General features: G+C 66.3%; 23 protein-coding genes. 11 read left to right on the forward strand and 12 right to left on the reverse strand.

Annotated elements, in window-relative coordinates; all coding sequences use genetic code 11:
• Window positions 1–109: 109 nt before the first annotated feature.
• Complete coding sequence (locus GC146_RS05205; protein WP_291835296.1) at window positions 110–1,750, forward strand: amidase; 1,641 nt, start codon at window positions 110–112, stop codon at window positions 1,748–1,750.
• A 21-nt stretch (window positions 1,751–1,771) separates the two neighbouring features.
• On the opposite strand, the gene GC146_RS05210 is transcribed toward GC146_RS05205, so the two are convergent.
• Window positions 1,772–2,956, reverse strand: coding sequence for a 4-hydroxybenzoate 3-monooxygenase (locus GC146_RS05210; RefSeq protein WP_291835299.1), 1,185 nt, complete (start codon window positions 2,954–2,956; stop codon window positions 1,772–1,774).
• Between the two features lie 262 nt (window positions 2,957–3,218).
• Between GC146_RS05210 and GC146_RS05215 the strand changes: the two genes are divergently transcribed.
• Genes GC146_RS05215 through GC146_RS05225 form a run of 3 tightly spaced genes read left to right on the forward strand, consistent with a single transcriptional unit; the run spans window position 3,219 to window position 5,864 of the window.
• Entirely contained in the window at window positions 3,219–3,647 is a 429-nt protein-coding gene (locus tag GC146_RS05215; RefSeq protein ID WP_291835302.1) for a hypothetical protein, read from the forward strand.
• Entirely contained in the window at window positions 3,637–5,214 is a 1,578-nt protein-coding gene (locus tag GC146_RS05220) for an NAD(P)-binding domain-containing protein (RefSeq protein WP_291835305.1), read from the forward strand. Before GC146_RS05215 ends, GC146_RS05220 begins: the two co-directional genes overlap by 11 nt.
• Entirely contained in the window at window positions 5,214–5,864 is a 651-nt protein-coding gene (locus tag GC146_RS05225; RefSeq protein WP_291835308.1) for a sulfotransferase family protein, read from the forward strand. The genes GC146_RS05220 and GC146_RS05225 overlap by 1 nt, the downstream gene beginning before the upstream one ends.
• On the opposite strand, the gene GC146_RS05230 is transcribed toward GC146_RS05225, so the two are convergent.
• The 8 genes from GC146_RS05230 to GC146_RS05265 form a co-directional block, all read right to left on the reverse strand.
• Window positions 5,861–6,829 (reverse strand): NAD-dependent epimerase/dehydratase family protein, encoded by a 969-nt coding sequence (locus GC146_RS05230; RefSeq protein WP_291835311.1) that lies wholly within the window; start codon window positions 6,827–6,829, stop codon window positions 5,861–5,863. The two genes, GC146_RS05225 and GC146_RS05230, sit on opposite strands and share 4 nt — an antisense overlap.
• Before the next feature lie 89 nt (window positions 6,830–6,918).
• Window positions 6,919–7,536, reverse strand: a complete 618-nt coding sequence (locus tag GC146_RS05235; protein ID WP_291835314.1) for an outer membrane beta-barrel protein — start codon at window positions 7,534–7,536, stop codon at window positions 6,919–6,921.
• A 207-nt stretch (window positions 7,537–7,743) separates the two neighbouring features.
• Complete coding sequence (locus tag GC146_RS05240) at window positions 7,744–9,201, reverse strand: AMP-binding protein (RefSeq protein ID WP_291835317.1); 1,458 nt, start codon at window positions 9,199–9,201, stop codon at window positions 7,744–7,746.
• 14 nt (window positions 9,202–9,215) lie between these two features.
• Window positions 9,216–10,697, reverse strand: coding sequence for a class I adenylate-forming enzyme family protein (locus GC146_RS05245; protein WP_291835320.1), 1,482 nt, complete (start codon window positions 10,695–10,697; stop codon window positions 9,216–9,218).
• Window positions 10,690–12,153: a class I adenylate-forming enzyme family protein gene (locus tag GC146_RS05250; protein WP_291835323.1), complete on the reverse strand. Its 1,464-nt coding sequence runs from the start codon at window positions 12,151–12,153 to the stop codon at window positions 10,690–10,692. The genes GC146_RS05245 and GC146_RS05250 overlap by 8 nt, the downstream gene beginning before the upstream one ends.
• Window positions 12,153–13,643 (reverse strand): class I adenylate-forming enzyme family protein, encoded by a 1,491-nt coding sequence (locus GC146_RS05255; protein ID WP_291835326.1) that lies wholly within the window; start codon window positions 13,641–13,643, stop codon window positions 12,153–12,155. Before GC146_RS05255 ends, GC146_RS05250 begins: the two co-directional genes overlap by 1 nt.
• 187 nt (window positions 13,644–13,830) lie before the next feature.
• The gene (locus GC146_RS05260) at window positions 13,831–14,346 is read right to left on the reverse strand and encodes a hypothetical protein (RefSeq protein ID WP_291835329.1); all 516 of its coding nucleotides are present in this window, start codon (window positions 14,344–14,346) and stop codon (window positions 13,831–13,833) included.
• A complete protein-coding gene (locus GC146_RS05265) occupies window positions 14,340–14,723 on the reverse strand; it encodes a hypothetical protein (protein ID WP_291835331.1) in 384 nt (127 codons plus the stop codon). The genes GC146_RS05260 and GC146_RS05265 overlap by 7 nt, the downstream gene beginning before the upstream one ends.
• 389 nt (window positions 14,724–15,112) lie before the next feature.
• Here GC146_RS05265 and dusA point away from each other — a divergent pair, with 389 nt between their 5' ends.
• The 3 genes from dusA to GC146_RS05280 all read left to right on the forward strand — a co-directional run bounded on the left by dusA (window position 15,113) and on the right by GC146_RS05280 (window position 17,749).
• Window positions 15,113–16,099, forward strand: a complete 987-nt coding sequence (dusA, locus tag GC146_RS05270) for a tRNA dihydrouridine(20/20a) synthase DusA (protein WP_291835767.1) — start codon at window positions 15,113–15,115, stop codon at window positions 16,097–16,099.
• A gap of 61 nt (window positions 16,100–16,160) precedes the next feature.
• Window positions 16,161–16,985 carry a sulfite exporter TauE/SafE family protein gene (locus tag GC146_RS05275; protein WP_291835333.1) on the forward strand — a complete coding sequence of 275 codons (825 nt, stop codon included), beginning with the start codon at window positions 16,161–16,163 and terminating at the stop codon, window positions 16,983–16,985.
• Window positions 16,982–17,749, forward strand: a complete 768-nt coding sequence (locus GC146_RS05280; RefSeq protein ID WP_291835336.1) for a hypothetical protein — start codon at window positions 16,982–16,984, stop codon at window positions 17,747–17,749. The genes GC146_RS05275 and GC146_RS05280 overlap by 4 nt, the downstream gene beginning before the upstream one ends.
• On the opposite strand, the gene GC146_RS05285 is transcribed toward GC146_RS05280, so the two are convergent.
• Genes GC146_RS05285 through ccmI form a run of 3 tightly spaced genes read right to left on the reverse strand, consistent with a single transcriptional unit; the run spans window position 17,746 to window position 19,669 of the window.
• Window positions 17,746–17,991 carry a DUF1289 domain-containing protein gene (locus GC146_RS05285; protein ID WP_291835339.1) on the reverse strand — a complete coding sequence of 82 codons (246 nt, stop codon included), beginning with the start codon at window positions 17,989–17,991 and terminating at the stop codon, window positions 17,746–17,748. The genes GC146_RS05280 and GC146_RS05285 overlap by 4 nt on opposite strands.
• A complete protein-coding gene (ruvX, locus tag GC146_RS05290) occupies window positions 17,988–18,464 on the reverse strand; it encodes a Holliday junction resolvase RuvX (RefSeq protein WP_291835342.1) in 477 nt (158 codons plus the stop codon). Before ruvX ends, GC146_RS05285 begins: the two co-directional genes overlap by 4 nt.
• Window positions 18,461–19,669: a c-type cytochrome biogenesis protein CcmI gene (gene ccmI / locus GC146_RS05295; protein WP_291835344.1), complete on the reverse strand. Its 1,209-nt coding sequence runs from the start codon at window positions 19,667–19,669 to the stop codon at window positions 18,461–18,463. The genes ruvX and ccmI overlap by 4 nt, the downstream gene beginning before the upstream one ends.
• 199 nt (window positions 19,670–19,868) lie before the next feature.
• Here ccmI and GC146_RS05300 point away from each other — a divergent pair, with 199 nt between their 5' ends.
• The 4 genes from GC146_RS05300 to GC146_RS05315 all read left to right on the forward strand — a co-directional run bounded on the left by GC146_RS05300 (window position 19,869) and on the right by GC146_RS05315 (window position 25,095).
• Window positions 19,869–21,113 (forward strand): sarcosine oxidase subunit beta family protein, encoded by a 1,245-nt coding sequence (locus tag GC146_RS05300; RefSeq protein WP_291835347.1) that lies wholly within the window; start codon window positions 19,869–19,871, stop codon window positions 21,111–21,113.
• Window positions 21,114–21,198: 85 nt separating this feature from the next.
• A complete protein-coding gene (locus GC146_RS05305) occupies window positions 21,199–21,528 on the forward strand; it encodes a sarcosine oxidase subunit delta (RefSeq protein WP_291835350.1) in 330 nt (109 codons plus the stop codon).
• Complete coding sequence (locus GC146_RS05310; protein ID WP_291835353.1) at window positions 21,525–24,536, forward strand: sarcosine oxidase subunit alpha family protein; 3,012 nt, start codon at window positions 21,525–21,527, stop codon at window positions 24,534–24,536. Before GC146_RS05305 ends, GC146_RS05310 begins: the two co-directional genes overlap by 4 nt.
• The gene (locus tag GC146_RS05315) at window positions 24,529–25,095 is read left to right on the forward strand and encodes a sarcosine oxidase subunit gamma family protein (RefSeq protein ID WP_291835355.1); all 567 of its coding nucleotides are present in this window, start codon (window positions 24,529–24,531) and stop codon (window positions 25,093–25,095) included. Before GC146_RS05310 ends, GC146_RS05315 begins: the two co-directional genes overlap by 8 nt.
• The last annotated feature ends 1 nt before the right edge of the window (window position 25,096 follow it).

Here is a 25,096-nt window from a genome sequence, read left to right on the forward strand (position 1 = left end):
GGGTTCTCGAAGGCGACGTCACCGCCGGCGTCGCGGAGTAGCCGTGCGGATATGAGGCGCGGGCACTGTGAGGCTGACGACGGCCCATGCCATTGGAAGATGAGGACAAATGACTGAAAAGCTGACTCCTGCCGAGATCGCGGCGGCCGAACGCGTTGCCGGCGTCACCTATACCGAGGCCGAACGCGGGCAGATTTGCGAGGCGATCGAGGGGCAGATCCTGTCGGCGGTGGCGCGGCGCAAATCGAGCTTCCGCAATGACGAGCCGCCCGCCACCCGCTTTGATCCCCGCCTGCCCGGTTTCGTCATGCCCGTGGCAGAGAGGGTGCAGTTGCGCGATGCAGCCCCAGGTGCATTGCCGGATGATCCCGAAGACATCGCCTTTGCGCCGGTGACGCAGCTTTCAGGCTGGATCGCCAACGGTGCGCTGTCCAGCCGACGTCTGACCGAGATCTACCTCGACCGGATCGCGGCGCTGAACCCCAGACTGTTCTGCTTTGCCACGGTGGCCGCTGACCGCGCCTTGACCGAGGCTGACCAGGCCGATCGCCTACTGGCTGGCGGCACCTATCTGGGCCCGCTTCATGGTATTCCCTATGGTCTGAAGGACCTGTTCGATACAGAGGGGATCGTGACGGCGTGGGGCGCCGAGCCCTATCGTGACAGAGTGCCGGAAAATGACGCTGCGGTTGTCGAGCGGCTGCGGGCCGCTGGTGCGGTGCTGTTGGGCAAGACGGCCGTGGGTGCGTTGGCCTATGGCGATGTCTGGTATGGCGGCACGACGCGCAATCCGTGGAACCTGAATGAAGGGTCGGGCGGGTCATCGGCCGGCTCGGCCTCTGCCACGGCGGCGGGGCTTTGCGGCTTTGCGATCGGCACCGAAACGCTGGGCTCGATCACCAACCCCAGCCACCGCTGCGGCACGACGGGTCTGCGCCCGACCTTCGGCCGGATTTCACGCCGGGGGGCGATGGCGCTTTGCCCCTCACTCGACAAAGTCGGGCCCATCTGCCGCAGCGTCGAGGATACCGCGCTGGTACTGGCCGCGCTGAACGGCCACGATCCGCTTGACCGCGGCTCGATCGCGGCGACCTTTGCCTTCGACGCGACGGCCGGGATCGCGGGCCTGCGCCTTGGCTACCTGCCCGACGCTTTCGGCGAGGGTGCGACGGAAGTGGATCATGCCGCACTGGCCGCGGCAAAGGCGCTGGGAATTGATGTGATCGAGGTGCGGCTGCCTGATCTGCCTTACCAATCGCTGTTCAACACCGTCAGCGCCGAGGCGGCGGCCATGTTCGAGGACCTGACGCTGAGCGATCTTGACGATACGCTGACATGGCAGGACGCCGGCGCTTGGCCCAACATGTTCCGGATGGCGCGGTTCCTGTCAGCGGTCGACCATGTCCAGCTTGACCGGCTGCGATACCGCGTGATGCTGGCGCTTGATGCGGCTTTCAGGGGTGTTGATGCGCTGATCGGGCCGTTCGATACCGGGCCGATGCTTATCGCATCGAACTTTACCGGGCATCCCTGTCTGCACCTGCGGGCGGGCTTCTTGCAAAGCCGCACGCGGGCCCGAACGACGTTGGGCGGTGGCAAGGCCATCGAAGCAGAAGGACCGTTGTTTCGCGTACCGCAGGGTATTTCGCTTTGGGGCAGGCTGTTCGATGAAGGCAAGATCCTGCAGCTTGGACTTGCGCTGGAAGAGGCGTTGGGTGTTGCGGCCGAACGGCCGGGTCTCGCCGGCTGAGGAAGGTCGCCCGGCGCAGCCTTAGCCCAGATAGGGCAGGCCGGCATAGTCATGCGCCAGCGCCGCCTGCGCGGTTTCCGAGCGCAGCAGCGTCTCGTATTCGGCCTCGACCAGCCGCGAGGTAAACGCATCGTCATCGGGATAGACATGAAGCAGACGGGTCAGGCGGCTGGACAGCGATTGTGCCGCCCAGATCCGGCGCAGCGCCGCGGCGGAATAGCCGTTGAGCAGCCGGTCGGTGCCCTCGGCGTAATGCGCGATCAGCCCCCGGGACAGGAAATAGACATCCGAAATGGCAAGGTTCAGTCCTTTGGCCCCGGTCGGCGGAACGATGTGGCCGGCGTCGCCGGCCAGATAAAGCCGCCCGTACTGCATTGGTTCCGTAACGAAACTGCGCAACGGCGCCATCGATTTCTCGATCGAGGGGCCGGTTTCGATCCGGGCAGCGATCTCGGGGGGAAAGCGGCGCAGCAGGGTGTCCCAGAACCTGTCGTCGGACCAATCCTCGGGGCTGTCGCTGATTGGGGCCTGCACGTAGTAACGGCTGAGCATCGGCGTGCGGCGCGAGGCCATCGCAAAGCCCTCGGCATGGCGGGCATAGGTGATATCCGGCAACGGCGGACGTTCCACCATGATGCCCAGCCAGCCAAACGGATAGCTGCGTTCATGGACCCGGCAGAGCTTGGAAGGAATGGCCGGGCGGCTGGGGCCGTGAAATCCGTCACAACCGGCGACAAAGTCGCAATCGAGCCGGTTATCCTGCCCCTGACGCCGATAGGTGAGGTGGGGCGCTGGTCCGTCGATCCCGTGAAGTGCAACGTCCTCGGCCTCGTCAAGAACATCGCTGCCTGCAGCGGCCCGTGCCGCGTAGAGATCCTCGGTCAGCATAGTCTGGCCGTAGGCCATCATCTGCCGGCCGGTCCAGCGTGCGATGTCGATGAAATGCGCGGGCCTGTTCTGCCAGACAATCCATGCGCCGTTCTTGGGCATGCCGAGATCATCCATCCGGGTGCGCAGGCCGCTGGCGCGCAGGATATCGACGGAGTGGGATTCCAGCACTCCGGCCCGAATACGGCGCAGGACGGCTGACTTGCTTTGACGTTCGAGAATGACGTTATCGATGCCCGCCTGCGTCAGCAGCTGGCCAAGCAACAGGCCCGCCGGTCCGCCGCCGACGATCGCGACCTGTGTCCGCTCTCTGCGCATGACGCCCGGTTCCCAATGCCATTGATAGCGACAGGGTGCCGCGCTGTTCCGGCCAAGACAAGGGGCTTCGCCGCCATCCTTGCCCTGCCGCAGCACTGGCAGGGGCCGCGACGTTTTGGTAGGGTGAAAGCATGGGTCGCACGGTGTGGCCCGCCTGTCTTTCGAGTTTGCGGGGGTTGATCGGGCGATGACGGAGTCGTGGTCTTGCCAGCCGGCCACGGCAGAGCGTCTTGCCCTTGATTTACTGATGCATGACGGGCTGATGACCCCAGTGCTGCAGAGTCGTTTCGGGCCGATGTATGCCGTCGAGCTTCACCGCTCCGAAACCGGCGATCGCTATGATCGTGTCTCGGAAGTGCGTCAGCGCGGCACCGGGCTGTTGCTGCTTGATTCACGGATGTCGATTCGGGTCAGCGCGCTGCCTGCCGCGATGCTCGATGCCCTTCGCAACACCGACACGCCATTTGGCCAATTGCTGCAAGGCGCAGGCATTGCTGCGCGTTCGGTCTCTCGGGAAATCACGCGGCTGGCTGGCGAGGATGGCGCGCCCGATCGGCTGGGCCGGCGGCACATCATCGTCGATGCCGCGACCGACGCGCCGATCTGCGATCTGCACGAGGTGCTCAACCATGCCGAGGTGCTGCTGGCGGCGGCCGGACCGATGGCGGGCGGGATCCGGCATGGTGCATGATTGCGTGGTGATCGGCGCAGGGCCCGGCGGGCTGGTGGCGACAAAGGAACTGGTCGAGGCGGGCATCGCCGATGTCCTTTGCCTTGAGGCATCCGACCGGATCGGTGGGCTGTTCGCGAAGGGCTATGACAACCTGCTGCTGACGTCCTCGGCGGTGTTCAGCATGTTCTCGGATTTCTGGATCGGGCCGGGGCCGCTGCACCGCTTCTGGACCAAGGCCGAGGTCGTCGAGTACTGGACGCGCTATGCCGCGGCCTTCGGCGTGCTGGAGCTTATCCGCTTCGGCGCGCGGGTCGAGGCGCTGCGGCAGGCCGCTGACGGCACATGGCAGGTGCAGCTGGCCGGTGGCGAGGTGGTGCGCGCGGCCCGGGTCGTGCTGGCCTCGGGCGCCAACAACGCGCCGCGCTATCCCGACTGGGCGGCGGGGCTGACGGCGATCGATGCCGTGCATGCGGCCGATTACCGGAACGCCGCGGCACTGGAGGGCAAGCGCGTGCTGCTGGTGGGCGGGGGCGAAAGCGCGGCTGATATCGGGCTGGAGATCTCCCGGGTGGCAGGCCGGACATGGCTCAGCCTGCGCGGTGCCACCGGCTGGGTCACGCCCCGGATGCGCGGCGAGATCGCGGCGGACACGGCAACCCATCGCGGGGTCTGGGGTCTGCCGCGCAGCCTGGGCCCCTGGATCAGCCAGCGGGTGTTGGCGTTCGAGGCCGCCAGGGACGATCCGGTGTCGCAGGCGACGGTGATGCTGAACCGCCTCGTCAGTGCGCGCGGCGGCATCTGGGGCACCTACGGCACCAAGTCGCTGGGCCTGTCGACGGCCATCGCCCATCACGGGATGGAGGTGGTGGACGAGATCGTGACCGTCGGGCAGGGCGGGCGGCAGCTGACGACCGCGTCGGGCGCGGTGCTGGACGATGTCGACGCGGTGGTCTTCTGCACCGGCTATACCAGCCGCGTGCCCTTCCTGCCCGAGGGCCTGCGCGCGCGGTCCCCGCGCAGCCTTTACAAGCAGGTCTTCGATCCCGGCACCGGCGCGACGCTGGCCTTCGTCGGTTGGGCGCGCCCCTGTTTCGGCAGCCAGTTCCCGATCATGGAAATGCAGGCGCGCCTTGTCGCGCGGGTGTTCGGCGGGGCGCAGGCCCTGCCGCCACCGGACGAGATGACGCGCGTAGCGGCCCGCGATGCCGCGCGCTTTGGCGCGCAGCTCGGCCATCATGGCGAGCGCGTGCAAAGCCTTGTCGATTATCACCTTTACGTGGACGACATCGCGCGTCTGATCGGCTGTCTGCCGCCATTCGGGCGGCTGTTGACCCGCCATCCGCGACTTTGGCTGCGCGTCGTCTATGGCCCGACGCAGGCCACCCAGTTCCGGTTGCGCGGCCCCGGCGCCAAGCCGTCGCTTGCGCGCGAGATCATCGCGCGGCTGCCCGTCAGCCCGTTCAACCACATGGTCAAGGCAGGGTTGCTGGGCCGGCTTCGGGTGGCGCTGGGACAGGTGGTGCCGCGCAGGGTGAGGCCGGTGCAGGTCGGCGCCCCGGCCTTGCAACGGAAGGGTGGCGGCTGATGGCGTTGCAGGTGATCGGCGCGGGATTCGGGCGCACCGGGACGCATTCGCTGAAACTCGCGCTCGAGGCGCTGGGGCTGGGGCCGTGCCACCACCTTTACGAGGTGCGGGACAATCCCGCGCTGCTGCCGCCCTGGCAGGAGGCCGCGGCAGGGCGGTTGCCTGACTGGGACCGGCTGTTTGCGGGCTTCGGCGCGGCGGTCGACTGGCCTGCATCGTGCTACTGGCGAGTTCTGGCGCGGCATTACCCGCAGGCGAAGGTGATCCTGACTGTGCGCGATCCCGACGACTGGTTCGAAAGCTTGCGCCAGACCGTTATCCGCTCGATCACCTTGGGCCGTCTGCAAGATCCAAACCCACATACCCGCGCCGTTGCAGAGATGATCTATCAGACCGTTTACGTGGGTCTGTTCCAGGGCCGCATGGAAGAGCGCGCCTATATGCTTGATGCGTTCTCGCGGTGGCGCCGGGAGGTTGAAGCGGACCTGTCGCCCGACCGCCTTCTGATCTACGACGTGCGCGAGGGCTGGGGGCCCCTTTGCGCGTTTTTGGGGCGCGAAGCACCTAAAGAGGCATTTCCGCGCACCAATTCGATCGAAGAATTCCTGAGCCGCAAGCCGTTTCTAAGCGACGGTCGCGCGTCGGACTAATGCCCGGCGATGCGGGCCCGAAGAAAGCCGCCTTGTCTGGCGTAGGTTCGCGGCCCCACCGACAGCGCGTCACGGATGCAGGCGTCAAGATCGTGCGTGAAGGCAAAGGATGCCATCTCGGGCCGCGCCGAGACAAAGACGTTGTCGCGCGCAGTGACAGACCAGAAATTTGCAGGATCGGGCGTGAAATCGACGATTGGGGGCAGCGGTGCACCCAGTTCGGTAGCGACGCGGGCGTAGTAATCAAACGCCCGCACCGGCGTGGGATGGGCAAGGTTGACGGTCGTCCGGCGCAGCCCTGTCCGCGTCAGCAGGTGGAGCGCCGCCGCGCCCAGATCGGCCGGGTGGATGATTGACAGGCGCACATCGCCCCGCCGGGCCAGCTGCAGCGGTTCGCCTGCCGCGATGATGTCCAGCAACCGGGCGTCACGGTTATGCGCGGGGATGCAGCCGAGAAGTGAGCCGCGCCCAAGGATGTGATGCGCCCTCAGGATCAACCAGTCGGGAAATGTCCCGACGCGCCACGATGCCTCGAGCGCGAGCTTAGTAGCCTGATACGGGGGGCAGGGCGTGGCAATCAGCGGGCAGGTTTCGTCGATTGGCGCACGTCCGTCATGATCGTAGAGCAGGCATGAGCTGAGGACTGCTACCGGGGCCCTCAACGCCGCGGCGGCGCAGGCCAAGTCTGCCGCGACATCGCCGGTGCAGCCGAATACATCAAGGATGCCAATGACACGATGCGTCCGGCGGACCCCGTCCAGCGCGGCGGTCAGCGCGCCGGGCGGCGCGGTGGCAAAGTCAAGTCGAATGTTGTCATGCCCAGGCGACCGCGCATCGGGCGAGAGCGAGACCGAGACGAAATGAATGCCGCTGACGCGCAGCACGCCGGCGAGCGCAAAGCCAATCACGCCCGTCCCGCCAAGGCAGATGAAGGCGGGCGGCAGTTTGGGCAAGGCGAGTGGCATGGCGGCAGGCCTGCAGGGCGATCAAACAAAAGGACCGGCCCGCGCCGCGGACCGGTCCATACTGGAACGTAACTGACGGCGTTCGCCGATCAGAAGCGGTAGGAGGCGCGCAGCGAAACCGTGCGGTTCGAAGTCGTGGCGGTTTGCGGGTCGTTGTTGCTGTCGTAACCGGTCATGTTACGTTGGATTACCTCGACGCCGACCGAGAATTGCGGCGCGACCATCACTTCGGCCCCGAGGCCAAAGTTTGTGCCGAAGGCAATATAAGACCCACCGCTGTTGGCCGCGGTATTTATCACCGAACCGCCGGCAAAACCGTAGGCATGCATACCACCCATAGGCGTCGCAAACTCTTTGCCTAGGCTGAACTTCGCGTCTGCGATCGGACTGCTGGAATAGGGCGCGTTGGGATCTGTATAGGTCCCGGTAGGGTCAGCGCCGTTGGCAAACGAGATGGCCAGTTCCTTACCGAAGATCAGGCCATTGCCCAATGTCGTATTGGTACCGACGAACAGGCCGCCAACCGCAGAGCTGTTGTAGCCGTAAGTGTAGTCAGGCGAGTCGGCCCACGGCATCGTCCCGCTGTTAGAGCCGACGGAAAGACCGGCATACATGCCGTCCCAAGATTGCGCCATCAGCGCATGACTTCCGGCCACAAGTGCCGCAGCCGACGCCAGTCCAGTCTTCAAGCCTTTCGAATAGTCCATCACTCGCTCCCATAATCACCCTGTCCGAAGTCCTAAGGGACATCTTGGGGCTCAAACAACATGTCGACAGTTTAAGCTTACAGATCGATCCATACGCAACAACTCTCGTTTGAGCGCACATCTATCGAAAGATAAATTCCTCCGTACCATCGCAACTGTGGCGGTTTTGCAAGGGATACTGTGCGGCAGCGCAGATTTGTAGTCGCTTCAGTCTTGTTCTGTGCGGATGAGTTTGAGGATCAGCGCTGCGCATTCCGTGCGATTCGGACGTCCGTCGGCTCGGCGTGGGATGCCTGCGACGCCTTGGATCACCCTTGGAACGAAGGCCGGACCGGCCCCTTCGCGACAACGGTACTTCGCGGTCGCGACCGCCTGCAGGCGGTTGCAATCGGGCGCGAAGACCACGAAGGCGAAGAGTTCGGCCGGTGCGCCCGGCTTGGGGTTCATGAAGCAGGCCGCATCGAGAATGCCATCGACCTCGCGCAGGATCGCGTCGATCGCCATCGCCTCGAGCTTGAGCCCGCCAATGTTGATGACGTCGTCATCGCGCGAGACGATGCGCAGCGCGCCGGTCGCGGTCAGATAGCCGATGTCGCCGGGATGGAACCATCCGTCACGAAAGGCGCGGGCCTGAGCCTCAGGTGCGTTGAGGTAGCCGCGGGCAAGATAGCTGTTGCGCACGCGGACCAGGCCCGGCTGGCCCTGCGGAACGGGGTTGCCGGCCTCGTCGACGATCTCGATCTCGCATCCCGTCTGCACGCCCATCACGCGGATCTGTCCGTCCGCGGGCCGGGTCATGCGGTTGATGTGGCTCTTGTTGGTCTCGCTTGCGCCGTAGACGTCATCGACGGTCTCGAAACTGTCGAGCAGGCGCCCGGCCTCGTCCAGCGACAGCGGCGCGCCGCTGATCTCGAGCTTCGGGCAGCGATGGGCCAACGTGCCGCCGGCCAGCGCCGTGCGGATCTGCGGCTGCGAGGCGCAGACCATCGTCACGCCGAAGCGGTGCCAGTCGGCCGGGGCGACGCCATCGACCAGCGTACTGCCATGCATCAGTGCCGCACAGATCCGCGCAAAAAACGGGCGGCTGGTGCTGGGAAAGAGGCTGACGAACCGGGTGTTGCGGCCATCGAAATCATAGGCCACGGCGAGCGAGCGGTCCGTCACCATGCGCTGGCTGAGCGCGAGGTATTTCGGATAGCCCGTCGTGCCGGACGTATGCACGATCAGCCAGTCGGCGTCGGCGTCGGCCGCGCCGGGAAAGACGGGCGCGCCCGGCCCTTCAAGCGTCAGCGCAGTGGGCGACCAGTCCGGCCCGATGAGCAGGCTACCCGCCGGCGCGGCCCCGGCCCGATCGGCCGTGTGGACGCGGTGGGTGACACTGAGCGAGGCATCGAGCGGCTCCGGCCCGCCCTGGAGAAAGCGCGCGCCCAGAAGCGAGGTTGCCATAAGCAGGGCGGTGACGGTCGCCGTCTCGTTCCCGTCGAGGGCCACCAGCGCGCCGGGGCCGACGCCGGCCTCGGCCAGGCGCACCGCGAAGGCCTGCGACAGCCGCCAGAGGTTGCGATAGGAAATCTCGACATCGGGAAAGACCAGCGCCGGCACGGCGGGCTGGTGGGCCGCCATGGCGGCGAGGGCGGCGGCGACGGTGGCTTCGGGCAGGGACATGGCGATGGGGTCTTTCAGCGGGGCTGGGGGGACAGGTTGATCGGCACCTGCCGCGCGATGTCGAGGGCCAGCCGCTGGCATTCGCTGCGGCGGGGGATGCCGTCGAAGGTCTTGGGAATGGCCTGCACCACGTAGATGCGCGCGGGCGTGAAGAGGGGGCCCAGCCTAGCCGTGCAGGCGTCGTGGGCCTCTTGCGCCGCGCGGTCGGGATCGACACCCGGCGCGACCACGAGGAAGGCCGCAAGGCCCGGCGCCGTGGCCGGGTCCGGGTCGCGGAAGCAGACCGCCTCGGTCACGCCAGCGGCCTCTGCCAGGGCGGCATCGACAATGGAGGGGTGCAGTTTCTGCCCGCCGAGATTGATCACCTCGTCCACCCGCCCCTCGATCCGAAGATCGCCGCGCGGGCCCCAGCTGGCGTAATCGCCGGGCAGGAACCAGCCATCTTGAAACGCCCGCGCTGTGGCCTCGGGCGCGTCGATATAGCCGGGCGCCATGTAGCCGTTGCGCACGCGCACTGTGCCGATCTCGCCCGGCGCGCAAGGCTCGAAACTGGGCCCGATGATCTGGACCTCGCTGTCGCAGGGCTTGCCGGTGCTGACGACGCGGCCATCCTCCAGCGACTTGAGGTTGACGAAGCTCTTGTTGGTTTCGCTGGCGCCGTAGACGTCTTCGACGACGTCGAAACTCTGCAGCAGCGCCTCGGCCTGTGCGTCGCTCAAGCGCGTGCCCGAGACCTGCAGGCGCGGCAACTTGGGTGCAAGAACGCGCCCGTCGAGCCAGGCCAGCGTCTGCAGCGGCGCGCCGCAGACCAGCGTCACGCCGTGGGCGCGCATGAAGGCCGGATCGACCGTATCGACGATCGGGCAGCCGTTCAGCAATGCCGCGGTCGCCCGCACGAAGAAGGGCCGCGCGGTGCAGACGAAGAGTGAGCACAGCACCGTCCGGCCCGGCACGAAATCGTTGCGCACGGCGTAAGATCGGGCAACGATCGCGCGCTGGCCCAGCTGCATGAACTTGGGCCGTCCAGTTGTTCCCGATGTATGAATGATCCACCACGGTGCGTCAGGGTCTGGCGGTGATGGCGGGGCAAACGTTACAGCCTCGGGCGGGGCGAACCGGGGCGACCATGTCGCGTCAATCTCGATACTGGAAATGCCGCTCAGAGGTGGTGCCTCGGGCGTGCGAAGAACATGACTGGGGCGCACGGATGGCACTTCCCAAAGCACGTCTTCCAGCGTCTCGAACCGCGCCCCAAGCATCGCGCTCGCCAGCATGGTGGCAAGTGATGCTATCAGATCGGTTGTATGCAGGGCTACGGTGGTGCCGGGCCCGATATCCTCCTTGTGCATCCGGAAGGCAAAGCTGCAGGAAAGTTGCCAAAGCTTTAGGTTGCTCAGCGTTATATCGGCTGCGATGACGGCCGGCGCATCGGGCTGCGCCTCGACCACGGCGCGAAAACCTTCGGCAATAGTGGTCGGGCCCGCCTGCTCAGTCATGGGCTAAATATCGCTCCAGCAGCAGTTGCTGACAGACCGCGCGCAGCGGCCGGCCCGCGGCATCGCGCGGAACTTCGGTGATCGGACGGATATTGCGCGGCGCCAGCACGACGCCGAGCCGCCGCTTGCACACGTCCATGGCTTCGACCGTGGCACGGCCAACCTCGACAGTGCCGTCGAAGACGGCGAAGGCCAGAAGTTCATTTGCCGCGCCAGGTTTTGGATTCTTGAAGCAGACTGCGTCCTTAATGCCGGGCACAGTCGTCAGCAGGAAATCGACGACGAGGCCCATCACCTTCTGACCGCCGAGGTTGATCATGTCATCATCGCGCCCCATCACCGTCAATTCGCCCCGCGCGCCCCAGACGGCGATGTCGCCGGGATGGAACCAGCCATCGCGGAATAACCTCGCACTGGCTTCGGGGTGGGCGATGTAGCCTTGGGTCATGTAGGGGTTACGCACGCGCACCGCGCCAATTTGGCCGGGCGCGCAGGGCAGTCCATTGTCGGTCACGATCTCGACGCTGCTGTCGAGTTTCTGGCCGGTTCGGGTGACTTCACCTTCGGGGCTAACATCGACACGATTGGCAAAGCTCTTGCTGGTTTCGCTAGCGCCGTAGACGTCGATCACTTCGACGAAATGCTGGCTGAACAGGCGTGCATGCTCGTCCGACAGGGCCGCACCGCTGACTTCAACCCGCGCGATGCGCGGAGCGATCGGGTTGATTTCAAGAAACCGGGCCAGCTGGGCGGGCGAGGCGAAGACGAGGTTCACCCCCGCCTGCCGCCAGAATGCGGGATCGGTTCCTTCGACGATGGCCCCTAGATGCAGCAGCGCCCCCAACGCGCGGGCGTAAAACGGCCGGGAAGTGACACCGAAGAGCGTGGCGAAGGTGACCGCCCCGCGGGGAAAATCCGGGGCCACCGCCATCGTGCGGCCATGTACCATCCGCTGGCTGAGGGCGATGTATTTCGGTGCCCCTGTCGAGCCGGAGGTATGCAGGTACATCCACGGGGCGTCGGGATCGGCGTAGCCGGGAAAGCGAGCCGGGTCCGGGTCTTCGCCGGGACGGGCGAGCCAGCTGTCTTCGATCACCTCGAATTGCACGCGGTCACTTCCGCGCACTTCGGGACTGCGGAGGAAATGCGTCGGCTGAAGCACACCGGACTGGGCAAGAATCTGACCGGCCTCAACGAACCGCGCGCCCAGCAGGGCTGTGGCCAGCAGGACGCCCAGTGACAGCGGCATCGACGTCGTGTTGAGCGCCACAAGGCTATCTTGGCCAATGCCCCGTTCCTGCATGCGGGCGGCCAGCACCCGGACCAGATGCCAGAGCTGCGCGTAGCTGATGACGAGCCCGTCCGAGATCAGGGCAGGAAAATCGCCACCGTCTTCGGCCACTTGGCCGAAGGCGAATCCGAGATTGAGCGGCTGCTCCTCGTGCGGTGAGATCATCAATGTCCTGCCTGCGCACCCTGCGCAGCCCGCAGATCACGATAGAGCTTCTGGCACAAGAACCGCTTGGCACCGCCGTCATGGGCACGCGGCACCTTGTTGACCTCGACAAAGCGGGCCGGGCGTCGCGCCGGGCCAAGTCGGGCAGCGAAAGCGGCCCTCATCGCCTCTGCGATGGTTGTGCCATCGGCACCGGGCGCGAAGACCACGAAGGCGAGAAGCTCGCTGGGCCCACTTTCGCGCGGGTTTTCGAAACACATCGCATCGGCGACGCCCGGCACCGATTGCATCACCTCGTCGATTTCCAGTGCATTCACCTTCACGCCGCCAAGGTTGATGACATCGCCCGCGCGCCCGATCACTTGCAGACCACCTTGTGGCCCCCAAAGGGCCAGATCGCCGGGGTAGAACCAGCCGTCGCGAAAGCTTGCCGCCTGCGCTGCGGGGTTGTTGAGGTAGCCCGGAGCAAGATAGCCGTTGCGCACCCTGACCCTCCCGACCTCGTTCTGGCCAACCGGCTGGCCGGCGTCATTCACGATCTGCACTTCGGCATCGGTGGCCTGCCCGGTGGTCACGATGCGGCCGTCCGGGCTCAGCGACTTGATGTTCTTGAAACTGCGGTTGGTCTCTGTCGATGCATAAAGATCGATCACCTGATCAAAGCTTTGCAGCAGGTGGCGGGCGAGCGCATCGGTCAGCTTCGAACCCGAGACGTGGATCAGCGGCATCTTCTGCGGCAGCACCCTGTGGCCGAGCAGGTCGGCGACCTGCGTGACCGAGCCGTAGACATGGTTTACACCCGCCGCCCGCCACATCGCAGGATCAAGAGCGTTCACCATGGTGCATCCGTTCACGAGGCAGGCAGTGGCACGAACGAGGTGCGGGAAGGCCGAGCAGATGAAGAGGCAGGCCATCACCGTCTCGCGCGGGCGGAAATCGTCCAACACCGCACTGGCACGATCAAGCATGATCCGTTGGGACAGGCAGACAAGTTTGGCGGTGCCCGTGGTGCCCGAGGTGGGCGCGTAGATCCACGGCGCCTCAAGATCGGCAGGGCCGGGAAAAGCCGCATCATCTGCGGCAGACGGGGCCGGCCCGGTAAACCAGCCCGGTTCGATCACGATTGTGATGGGCGCGGTAGGGTCGGGCGCGGCAGGATCGGTCGTGATGTGATGGGTGGGGTGAAGATCGGCCTTCAGCGGTCGCGCGGCGCGCGCCGCGACCCAGCAAGCACCCAAAAGTGCCGAGGCCATCAGGGTTCCAAAAACAGTTACAGGGTCGTCTGCGTCGATGGACAAGATGGAACCGGGCCCGATGCCGCGCGCCTGAAACTGTTGGGCCAGCCTGCGCAGGATGCCCGCGAACTGGGAGAAGTCGATCATGCTTTCCCGGGTCACGATCGCCAACAGGTCAGGATTGGCTGCGGCGGTCGCCAATACGGCGCGCCCGGCATTGCTCCCCGGCAATGACGCGGTTGCAGTGACAGACATGACCGGACTAGACCCCCATCAGCACCCGCACCCGGTGGCGGCATGCGGCATGACTATGCCTCACAACTCCGTGACGACGCAAGTCGTGCGCGCGACGTCAGACCAATGGTTCCCTTGGCGCACCCCTGTGCTTGCGATTTATCTTTCGAAGCGCTTTCGGCCTATTGGCGCAGCGACCCCGTGCGGCTTAATTCGTGCAGGTCGCCTCGTAAAAGCAATGGCCGTTCGTCCATGTCCCGATCTGCGCCTGCCCGTGGCAGCTGCGCTGGCACTGGGCATTGCTGGAGCCGGTTGATCCTCCGCCTTGGGTCGACTGGGAGGCGCGCGACTGTGCCGCGGCGATGATCGGGGCCAGACCGGTCACGATCCGCGCGGCCGACTGAAACGACCGGATGCTGTCGGAAACCGCGATGCTGTGACTGGTGAAACTTCGCAGCGCCGGTTTGAATCCGTTCGCGCGATTGCGGAACAGTTGCGCCAAGTCGCCGCAACCGGCCGAGGCAAGTGCGCGCGATAGCGACATGTCACGCAAGATCCGGTTTCGCAGCGCCTCGCGCCCATCGATGGAGTCGTCGCTCAATGCCAGATCGTCCTGGGTTGCGCCAACCCGGTCGAGGCATCGGCTGGCCGCGCTCGACTGCGCTTGGGCGGCATGGATGCCAAGACAGAGCCCCAGCACGAGGATGAGACCAGCCCTTAGCATCCTTCGAAGATGGGCAGGCTGAGCGCCCGTATCTGATTGGGAGTGAACGCCATGCCGAACGTGTTGGTTTCGTAATTTGACCGGAAGCGCAGATCGGTCACCTCGCCGCCGGTAAAGACAACATCAGCGAGGCCGACATAATCCCTGTCCATCTGGGCGTGACGATATGCATCATAGCGATAATGCCAGACCTCGCTGCCTGACTCCCTGCTGATGCTTTGTGGAGGACCGGCGCAGGCGCGGATATCTGCCTTTGAATCCCCCAGCAAAAGGGCCTGAAGATCGGCCGCGGCCTCGCCCGCCTGATGCGCCTGATAAAACCCGCAAGACGCGAGACATGTAGTTGCCAGCCCGGCAAGAGCCAGTTGTATTTTCATGTGTCCCTCCCCGAATGTCTTATCTTTATAATGGATTAGGGGGCCTTTCGTCAAATCTGGCGGCCCATAAGGTGCCTCCGCCGGCTGGTCGTGGTGGTTCAGCGGCCCGTGTATATAGGCCCCGGGGCAAGTTGCCGAAGGTGCCGGGCCGAGACATTTTCGCATCCCGCAAACCCGGCGATGCAGGTCTTTCCCCGTCATGGCGGGCGGCAAGATGTCCGGGCGGTTTTCCTGCCGGCGGCCGCTATTGGCGCATTTGCGCAGGGGATGCTAAGACAGCCCGCCGGGGCGCTAAATGACGCGACCGTGATATTGAAATTCAAGCCGGGCTGGGCCGGATCGGGATAATTGTCGTGTTGCCACAAGTGCTGGGAAATCGGACTGACACGTTGCGGGACGCCGCGCGCCTGTCGGTCGCGCCCATGATGGATTGGACCGACCGGCACTGCCGTTACCTGCACCGGCAGATGAGCCGGCACGCGCTGCTTTACACCGAGATGGTGACCGCGCCGGCGGTGATCCATGGCGACCGCGACCGTTTGCTGGGCTTTGACGCGGCCGAACATCCGGTGGCCCTGCAACTGGGCGGGTCGGACCCGGCCGAACTGGCGCAGGCCACGCGGATCGCGGTCGATTTCGGCTATGACGAGATCAACCTCAACGTGGGCTGCCCCTCGGACCGGGTGCAGTCGGGGTGTTTCGGCGCGGTGCTGATGGAACGGCCCGCGCTGGTGGCCGACTGCGTGGCCGCGATGATCGAGGCAAGCCCGGTCCCGGTGACGGTCAAGTGCCGGATCGGGGTGGACGATCAGGACCCGGAGGTGGTGCTGCCCGATTTCCTGTCGCGGGTCAGCGCCGCGGGCGTGGACCGCTTCACCATCCATGCCCGCAAGGCGTGGCTGCAGGGCCTCAGCCCGAAGGAAAACCGCGAGGTGCCGCCGCTGGACTACGACTTGGTGCTGCGGATGAAGGGCCTGTTCCCGCACCTGCACCTGTCGGTCAACGGGGGTATCACCACGCTGGCGCAGGTGCAGGGCTTTCTCGAGGCCGGGATGGACGGCGTGATGGTCGGCCGTGCGGCCTACCACGACCCCGCGGCGGTGTTGCTGGGCGCCGATCACGCGATCTGGGGCGAGGGGCTGGCGCGCAGCGCCGAGAATGTGGTGGAGGCGATGCTGCCCTACATCGCGGCGCACCTGGCCGGGGGCGGGCGGCTGCACCAGGTGACGCGGCACATGCTGGGCCTTTTCAACGGGCGGCCCGGCGCGCGCACATGGCGGCGGATGCTGTCGGAGGGGGCGGCGCGCCCCGATGCCGGCCCCGACCTGGTGCGCGCGGCGCTGGCCGCGGTGACGGGGGCGGCCGCGGCGGCCTGAGGGGCTTGCCTCTGCTGCGGCTTGGGGGCATCACCGCGCAGCCCCTGACATGGAGAGAGCGATGCCCGATACCACCTTGCTGATCGAGATGGCCGTGATGCTGCTGGCCATCGGGGCCTTTGCCGGCGTGCTGGCGGGCCTGCTGGGCGTGGGGGGCGGCATCATCCTTGTGCCGGCCTTCTACTACGCGTTCTCGGCGCTGGGCTACCATTCGCCGCAACTGATGCAGATGTGCCTGGGCACCTCGCTGGCGACGATCATCGTCACCTCGGTGCGCTCGGTCCTGTCGCATAACCGCAAGGGCGCGGTGGAATGGGGCATCCTGCGCGGCTGGGCGCCGGGCATCGTCATTGGCGCGATCATCGGCGTCTCGGTCGCCTCGACGCTGAAATCGACGGCCCTGCAGGCGATCTTCGGCGTGCTGGCCTCGATCGTGTCGCTCTACATGCTTCTGGGCCGGGATTACTGGCGGCTGGGGCCGGCGATGCCCACCGGGCCCGCGCGGCTGATCCTGTCGCCGGTGATCGGTTTCCTCTCGGTGCTGATGGGGATCGGCGGCGGATCGTTCGGGGTGCCGACGATGACGCTTTACAACGTGCCCATCCACCGTGCCGTCGCCACGGCGGCCGGTTTCGGCGTGCTGATCGCGGTGCCCTCGGTCGCGGGGTTCCTGATGTTCCACATGCCGGCCGATGGCACGCCGCCCTTCAGCATCGGCGCAGTCAACCTGGTGGCCTTCGTGCTGATCATCGCGATGACGCTGATCACCGCGCCCTGGGGGGCGGCGCTGGCGCACAAGACCGATGCGAAACGCCTCAAGCGGGTGTTCGGGGGCTTCCTGCTTCTGGTGGCGCTGAACATGCTGCGCAAGGCGCTGGGGCTGTGACCGCCGCGCTGGCCCGCGACGGTTTCGCGGTGCTGGCGCAGGATGCGCGCGTTCTGGCCTGGGCCGAGGCGGCACGCCCGGCGGCCCTGGCCGTGCTGTCCGACCCCGAGATGCGCGCCCGCTGGCTGCGCCACGGCGGCACATGGTTCGTGGGCGTCGATGCCCTGCCCAACGGGCCCGACGGCCGCATCGGCGGGGTGCCCCTGGCCGGGTCCTGGGATGGCCTGATCGGCCCGCTGCAACCGCTTCACCGCGCGCAACTGTCGGTGACCTGGCCCGGCTATCCGCGCCGCGACCCGGATGAGAGCGAGGCCGCCCACCGCTTTCGCCTGAAGCGCGATGCCGCGCACCTGGACGGGCTGCTGGCAGAGGGGCCGCAGAAGCGGCGGTTCCTGCGCGAGCCGCATGCCTGGATCCTGGGCCTGCCGTTGACGCCGACGGCGGCCAGCCCGCTCGTGGTCTGGGCCGGCAGCCACGAGGTGATCCGCGCGGCCTTCAAGGAGGTCTTTGCAGGCCGTGCGCCCGCCGACTGGGCGAGCATCGACGTGACGGAGGCCTATGCTGCCGCGCGGGCCGAGGTGGTCGAAACCTGTCAGCGTGTCGAGGTGCCGCTGATGCCGGGGCAGGCGGTGGTGATGCACCGGCTGGCCATTCATGGCGTGGCGCCGTGGGCAGCGGGGGCCGAGGGGCCGCGCGAGGGGCGGATGGTGGCCTATTTCCGGCCGCTGCTGGCCGATCCGGGCGACTGGCTGGCGCTGCCCTAGACCTGGCCCAGACGGGCCGCGCGGCCGCCGCGGCGCACCTTCAGCTGGCCCGCGCGGCCGGGAAGTTCGGCCATGATGGCGCGGCGTTCCTCGGGGGTCATCCGGCTCCACCGTCCGATCTCGTCGATCGAGCGCAGGCAGCCGGTGCAAAGCCGCGCGGCGGGATGGACCACGCAGACCTTGACGCAGGGGCTTTCGATCTCGTCTCGGCGCCAGACGGCGTCGGTCGTTTCATTGGTCACGAATGCGCCTCCAGATGGGCGAGCCGGTCCAGCATCCCTTGCAGGATATAGGCGGCGGCGACGTGGTCGATCACCTCGGCGCGACGTTTGCGCGACGTATCCGCCTCTAAAAGCGCACGTTCGGCGGCCACCGTGCTGAGGCGTTCGTCCCAGAAGGCGATGGGCAGGGGTGAAATCTGGCGCAGGTTGCGGGCGAAGGCACGGGTTGCCTGCACGCGCGGGCCTTCGCTGCCGTCCATGTTGAGCGGCAGGCCAAGGACAAGTCCCGCGATCTCGCGCGCGGTGCAGATCTTCAGCAGCTCTGCCGCGTCGAGGGTGAACTTGCGCCGTGCGATGGTCTGCAATGGCGTCGCCACGCTGCGCAGCCCGTCCGAGACGGCGACGCCGATCGTCTTGGTGCCAAGGTCCAGCCCCGCGATGGCGCGGCGCGGGGGCAGGGCGGCGGCGAAGGCCTCGGCCGTGTTGCAGATCATTGCGCGATGCCCGCCCCCTGTGCCGCGTTGGCCAGAGTGTCGAGCGCCGATGCATTGCCAGAATAAGCCGCCTTTGCCTTCTCCCAGGCGGCGCGGGCATCGTCGGGCTGACCCAGCACGCCGTAGGAGGTGATCAGCCGCGCCCATTCCTCGGGCGTGCCACCGTCGGTGTTCAGCCGGTCGGCCAGACCGGCGACCATCGTCTTGATCATCGCGGTGCGGTCGGCGGCACTCATCTGGCCTGCGGCGGCGACATCGCCGGCGGACGGGCCGGGCGCTGCCTGCGGCGGGGTGTAGTTGATGCCGGCGAGGTCGGCAGCGGTACCGATCTGCGTCAGCGCGACGGCGATGTGCGGCTCGGTCGCGGGGCCTCGGTCGATGATCTTTTTCCACATGCCGAAGGCGATGTCGGGCCGGTCGGTCTGGGCATACATCAGGCCGAGGTAGTAATTGGCGGTGATATTGCTCGGGTCGCGGGCAAGGATGCCCTTCATCAGGTCCTCGGCCTCGGGCGAGACGGTACCGCCGGCGGCAGCGACCATCAGGTCTGCCAGACGCTCCATGTCGGCCAGTTCGGGCGTATCGCCCTCAAGCGAGAGAAGATGTGCCTGGGCCCGCGCCGCGGCGGGGAAGTTGCCGACGCCGGCCTCCTGCTGCGAGAGCAGCGTCCAGCCCTGCTTGTCCTCGGGGCGGGTGGGTACGACCTGCCGCAGCCGGTCGATCAGTGCCATCTGGTCGGCGGGGATCTGCGCGGTGGAGGGGGCGACAAAGCCCGCTTCGGCCTGGGCCTGGCTGGGCCGGTCCTTCAACAACTGGGCGGCCTGTGCCAGCCGTTCGGCGCGCGGCATGTCGGGATAGCCCGGCGCGCCCAGCCACCAGTAAAGCCCGCCACTGATCGCAATCATCAGCACGACCAACGTCACGGCCATGCCGCGGCTGATCCGCTGCGGCGCCTCAGTCAGCGTTTCGGCGCCAGCCTTGTCGGCGGCCAGAAGGCGACGGGCCACTTCGGTGCGGGTGCGCTCAGCCTCGTCTGCGGCGAGCACGCCACGGGCTATGTCACGGTCGACCTCGGCCAGCTGGTCGCGATAGACGGCGATGTCGTTGCGCGCCTGCATCGGCGCCCCCGTGCCGCGCCAGAGCGGGGCCACCAGCGTTGCAGCGGCTACCAGCGCAAGTCCCGCCGCAATGATCCAGAACAGCATCTCTACCCCTTCTCTTCGCCCCCTACCTAGTCGAGCCGGCGCGGCGGGAAAAGGGGCCGTGACGGCGCAGGTGCCACGGCGGTGCACCATGTCGCATCCTGCCGGGCTTGCGTCGCTCCGTGTCGCATTGGACAGCGGCAAAGGGTTCAGTAAACAGGCGCGGACCGTCGCCACCGCCTGCCCAAGGGAATCGCCCGCCATGAAGCATTATTCCGTCTTCGCCGTCGCCCGCGAGGCGCTGCGCCAGCATACCGGCTGGGACCGTGCCTGGGCGAAGGCCGAGCCGAAAAAGAAATACGATGTGATCATCGTCGGCGCGGGCGGTCATGGCCTTGCCACCGCCTATTACCTTGGCAAGAATCATGGGATCCGCAATGTCGCGATCCTCGAAAAAGGCTGGCTGGGCGGCGGCAATACGGGCCGCAATACCACCATCATCCGCTCGAACTACCTGCAGGATCCCTCGGCGGCGATCTACGAAAAGTCACGCAGCCTGTACGAGACACTAAGCCAGGACCTGAACTACAACATCATGTTCAGCCCGCGCGGCGTGATGATGCTGGCCCAGACCCAGCACGAGATCCGCGGATATCAGCGCACCGCTCATGCCAACGGCCTGCAGGGGGTCGAGACGGCGTTCATCGGGCCGGACAAGGTGAAAGAACTGTGCCCGATCATCAACATCTCGGGGCCGCGCTACCCGGTGCTGGGCGCGCTCTGGCAGCCGCGCGGCGGCACGGCGCGGCATGATGCCGTGGCATGGGGCTATGCGCGGGCCTGCTCGGCGATGGGGATGGACATCATCCAGCAATGCGAGGTGACGGGCATCCGGCGCGACGCGGGAAAGGTGGTGGGCGTGGACACCACCAAGGGGCCGATCGACTGCGACAAGCTGGCGCTGGTCACCGCGGGCCATATCGGCGTGATGGCCAACATGGCCGGGTTCCGCCTGCCTGTCGAAAGCCTGGCACTGCAGGCGCTGGTGAGCGAACCAATCAAGCCGGTGATGGACGTGGTGGTGATGGCCAACACCGTGCATGGCTACATGAGCCAGTCCGACAAGGGCGAAATGGTGATTGGTGGCGGCACCGACGGGTTCAACAACTACACCCAGCGTGGGTCGTTCCACCACATCGAGGAGACGGTGCGCGCACTGGTCGAGACCTTCCCGATGATCAGCCGCCTGAAGATGCTGCGGCAATGGGGCGGGATCGTCGACATGACCGGCGACCGCTCGCCGATCCTGTCGAAAACGCCTGTCGAGGGGATCTTTGTCAACTGCGGTTGGGGCACGGGCGGGTTCAAGGCGATCCCCGGATCGGGCTGGGCGATGGCCGAGCTGATGGCCAAGGGCGCCTCGCCCCTGACCGAGGAATTCAGCATGTGGCGCTTTCGCGAGGGCAAGTTCATCGACGAAAGCGTCGCGGCGGGGGTGGCGCATTGATCTTTCGGAAAACGTGGACGAACGGCCTGTTTCCGTTCAATGCCAGCATGATGGCGCGTGAAGTTGAGAGAAGGATGGGGACAAGATGCTGACCCTAGAATGCCCCTATTGCGGCGTGCAGGCCGACGAGACCGAACTCAGCCCCGGCGGCGAGGCGCATCTGAAGCGCTTTGGCCCCGGCTCGGACATCGACGATTTCGAGGGCTACCTGTTCATGCGCGAAAACCCCAAGGGCGTGCATTTCGAACGCTGGCGGCATGCCTATGGCTGCGGCAAATGGTTTTTGGCCGCGCGTGACACCGCCACGCTGGAGGTGTTCGGCACCTACCCGGCGCAAACCACCGAACCGCCGCAGGCGCTGCGCGAGGCGATCTCGGCCAAACGTCCCGGCTGGCGCTGGAGGGATTTCGCATGAGCACGCGTCTGGCAGAGGGCGGCCGTCTGATCGACCGGTCGCAGGCCGTGAAGTTCACATTCAATGGCAAGCATTTCAAGGGCTTCGCGGGCGATACGCTGGCTTCGGCACTGTTGGCGAACGACCAGATGATGGTGGGCCGCTCGTTCAAGTATCACCGCCCGCGTGGCGTGGTCGCGGCGGGTGCGGAAGAGCCCAACGCGCTGGTCAACCTCGGCAAGGGCGGCACCTTCGAGCCGAACCAGCGCGCGACGACGACGGAAGTCTTCGACGGGCTGGCCGCCACCAGCCAGAACCACTGGCCCAGCCTCGAATTCGACGTGGGCGCGATCAACACCTACCTCGCGCGGTTCCTGCCGGCGGGCTTCTACTACAAGATGTTCATCCATCCGCGCCCGTTCTGGAAATACATCTACGAGCCGTTCATCCGGCAGTCGGCGGGCTTGGGCAAGGCGCCCAAGGACCGCGATGCCGACACCTACGAGCATTTCCACGCCTTCGTGGACGTGCTGGTGATCGGCGGCGGCATCGCCGGGCTGGCGGCGGCGCGCGAGGCGGGCCGGGCCGGCGCGCGGGTGATGCTGATCGAGCAAACGGCCGACTGGGGCGGTCGTGCAGTGGTCGATGGCGTCAAGCTGGGCGGAAAGGATGCCGGAGTTTGGGTGAAGGACACCCTGCAAGAGCTTGAAACCATGCCGAATGTCGATCTTCGGAGGCGCACGATGGGGGCCGGGGTCTATGACCACGGCTACGTGCTGGCCTACGAGCGGTTGCGCGACCATGTGCCCGAGATGGACGGCCCGCGGCATCGCCTGTGGCGGATCCGTGCGCGCCGGACGATCACCGCGACAGGCGCGATCGAGCGGCCGCTGTCCTTTGCAGGCAATGACGTGCCGGGTGTCCTGCTGGCCAGCGCAGTGCGCGATTACCTGGTGAATTTCGGCGTCTCGGTGGGCGATCGCACCGTCGTGGTGACCAACAACGACGATGCCTACCGCACCGCGCTGGCGCTGCATTCCCACGGGCTGATCGTGCCGGCAATCGTTGATGCACGCCCGCAGGGCGGCGGCGAACTGGCCGCGGCGGCCAAGGCTGCGGGCATTCGCGTGGCAAACGGCATGGCCGTGGCGGTGGTGAAGGGTGGCAAGCGGGTGACGGGTGTCACGCTGTGCCTGCAGGCGGGCGAGGGCGCGCCGCTGGAAGAAATCGCCTGCGATTGCGTGGCGATGTCGGGCGGCTGGTCGCCGGTTGTGCACTTGTGGTCCCATTGCGGCGGCAAGTTGAGCTGGGATGACGATCAGGCGATGTTCCGGCCCGATGCCGGCAGGCCGCCGACCGGGGCCGATGGCGCGCCGATGGTGATTGCTGCCGGCACCGCGAATGGGCATCTGGCGACGGCCGGCGCCGTTGCCGATGGCTGGGCGGCGGGCCTTGCAGCGGCCAAGGCGGCGGGCCACGCCGGCAAGACCGGCACCGCGCCCAAAGGTGAGGATGCGGCCGCGGCCGCGCCGCTGCCCGTGTGGTTGATGCCGCAGGGCGCATCCTATGCCAAGCGGTCCAAGGCCTGGCTCGACTTTCAGAACGACGTGAAGGTTTCCGACGTGCAACTGGCCGCGCAGGAAGGCTTTGAAAGCGTCGAACACGCCAAGCGCTATACCACGCTTGGGATGGCGACGGATCAGGGGAAACTGAGCAACATCAACGGTCTGGCGACGCTTTCGAACGCGCTGAACGTGACGATCCCGCAAGTGGGCACCACAACCTTCCGCCCGCCCTACACGCCCATCTCGATGGGCGCGATCGCGGGCGTGGCGCGCGACGCGCTGTTCCAGCCGGTGCGCAAGACGCCGATCCATGACTGGCATGAGGCCAACGGCGCTGATTTCGAGCCCGTGGGCCAATGGCGCCGCCCTTACGCTTTCCCGCGAAAGGGCGAAAGCGTGCATGACGCGGTGATGCGCGAGGTGAAAAACACTCGCACCAACGTGGGCCTTCTGGACGCCTCGACGCTGGGCAAACTGGTGGTGACGGGCCCCGACGCGGGCCGCTTCCTCGACATGCTTTACACCAACATGATAAGCACGCTGCCCGTCGGCAAATGTCGCTACGGCCTGATGTGTAACGAGAACGGCTTTCTCATCGACGATGGCGTGGTTGCGCGGATAGACGAGCAGACTTGGCTTTGCCACACCACCACCGGCGGGGCCGAGCGCATCCATGGCCACATGGAAGATTGGCTGCAATGCGAATGGTGGGACTGGAAGGTTTACGTCGCCAACGTGACCGAGCAGTTTGCCCAGATCGGCGTCGTCGGGCCGAAGGCGCGTGACGTGCTGGAAAGCCTTGGCGGCATGGACCTGTCGAAAGAGGCGTTGCCCTTCATGCAATGGGCGGATGGCAAGATCGGCGAATTCGACGCGCGGGTTTACCGGATCAGCTTTTCCGGCGAGCTCAGCTACGAAGTTGCCGTGCCAGCCAGCCAGGGCCGCGCCTTCTGGGACGCGCTGCTGAAGGCGGGCGAGGCGCACGGGATCATGCCGTATGGCACCGAGTGCCTGCACATCATGCGCGCCGAGAAGGGCTTTATCATGATCGGGGACGAGACCGACGGGACCGTCATTCCGCAGGACCTGAACCTCGGCTGGGCGATCTCGAAGAAGAAGGACGACTATCTCGGCAAGCGCGCGCAGGAGCGCAGCCACATGACCGATCCGAACCGGTGGAAACTGGTCGGGCTGGAAACGCTGGATGGTTCGGTCATTCCCGACGGCGCCTATGCGATTGGCGACGGCGTGAACGCCAATGGTCAGCGCAACACGCAGGGCCGTGTCACCTCGACCTATTTCTCGCCCACGCTGGGCAAGGGCATTGCGATGGGTCTGGTCCTGAACGGGCCGGACCGGATGGGCGAGGTGATCGAGTTTACCAAGGGCAAGGATGTGACCGTCAAGGCGCGCATCGTTGACCAGGTTTTCTATGACAAGGCGGGGGAGAAGCAGAATGCCTGAGGCGACAAGCGCGCTGAACGGCCGCGAGGCCAGCGCCGGGGCGATCACGCTACGCGATGCGGGGCTGGTCGGCATGATCACGCTGCGGGGCAATCTGGCCTCGGCAAAGCTGAAGGCCGCCGTGAAGAAAGCCGTGGGGCAGGCGGTGCCCGAAGTGCGGCGCATGGCCGGCGGGCTGGAGGGCGGCGCGGGCTGGATGTCGCCCGACGAGTTGCTGCTGGTGACGGCCCACGACAAGGCGGCTGAAACAGTGGCCGCGCTGTCGGCCGCACTGAAGGCCGAGCATCACATGGCCGTCAACGTGTCGGACGCGCGCGCCGTCATCACGCTGCGGGGCGGTCATGCTGCCGAAGTGCTGGCAAAGCTCGCCCCGGCCGATCTGGATCCCGACCTGTTCCCGGTGGGCGAATTGCGCCGCACCCGGCTGGGGCAGGTCGCGGCCGCATTCTGGAAAAGCGACGAGGACACGTTCCACGTCATCTGCTTCCGCTCGGTCGCAGATTACGTATTTGATTTGTTGGAAGCGTCGGCAAAAGCCGGGCCGGTGGGGGTGTTCTAAG

The organism is Limimaricola sp., from assembly GCF_016125575.1.
In the GTDB taxonomy this organism is placed as follows: Bacteria; Pseudomonadota; Alphaproteobacteria; order Rhodobacterales; family Rhodobacteraceae; genus WGLM01.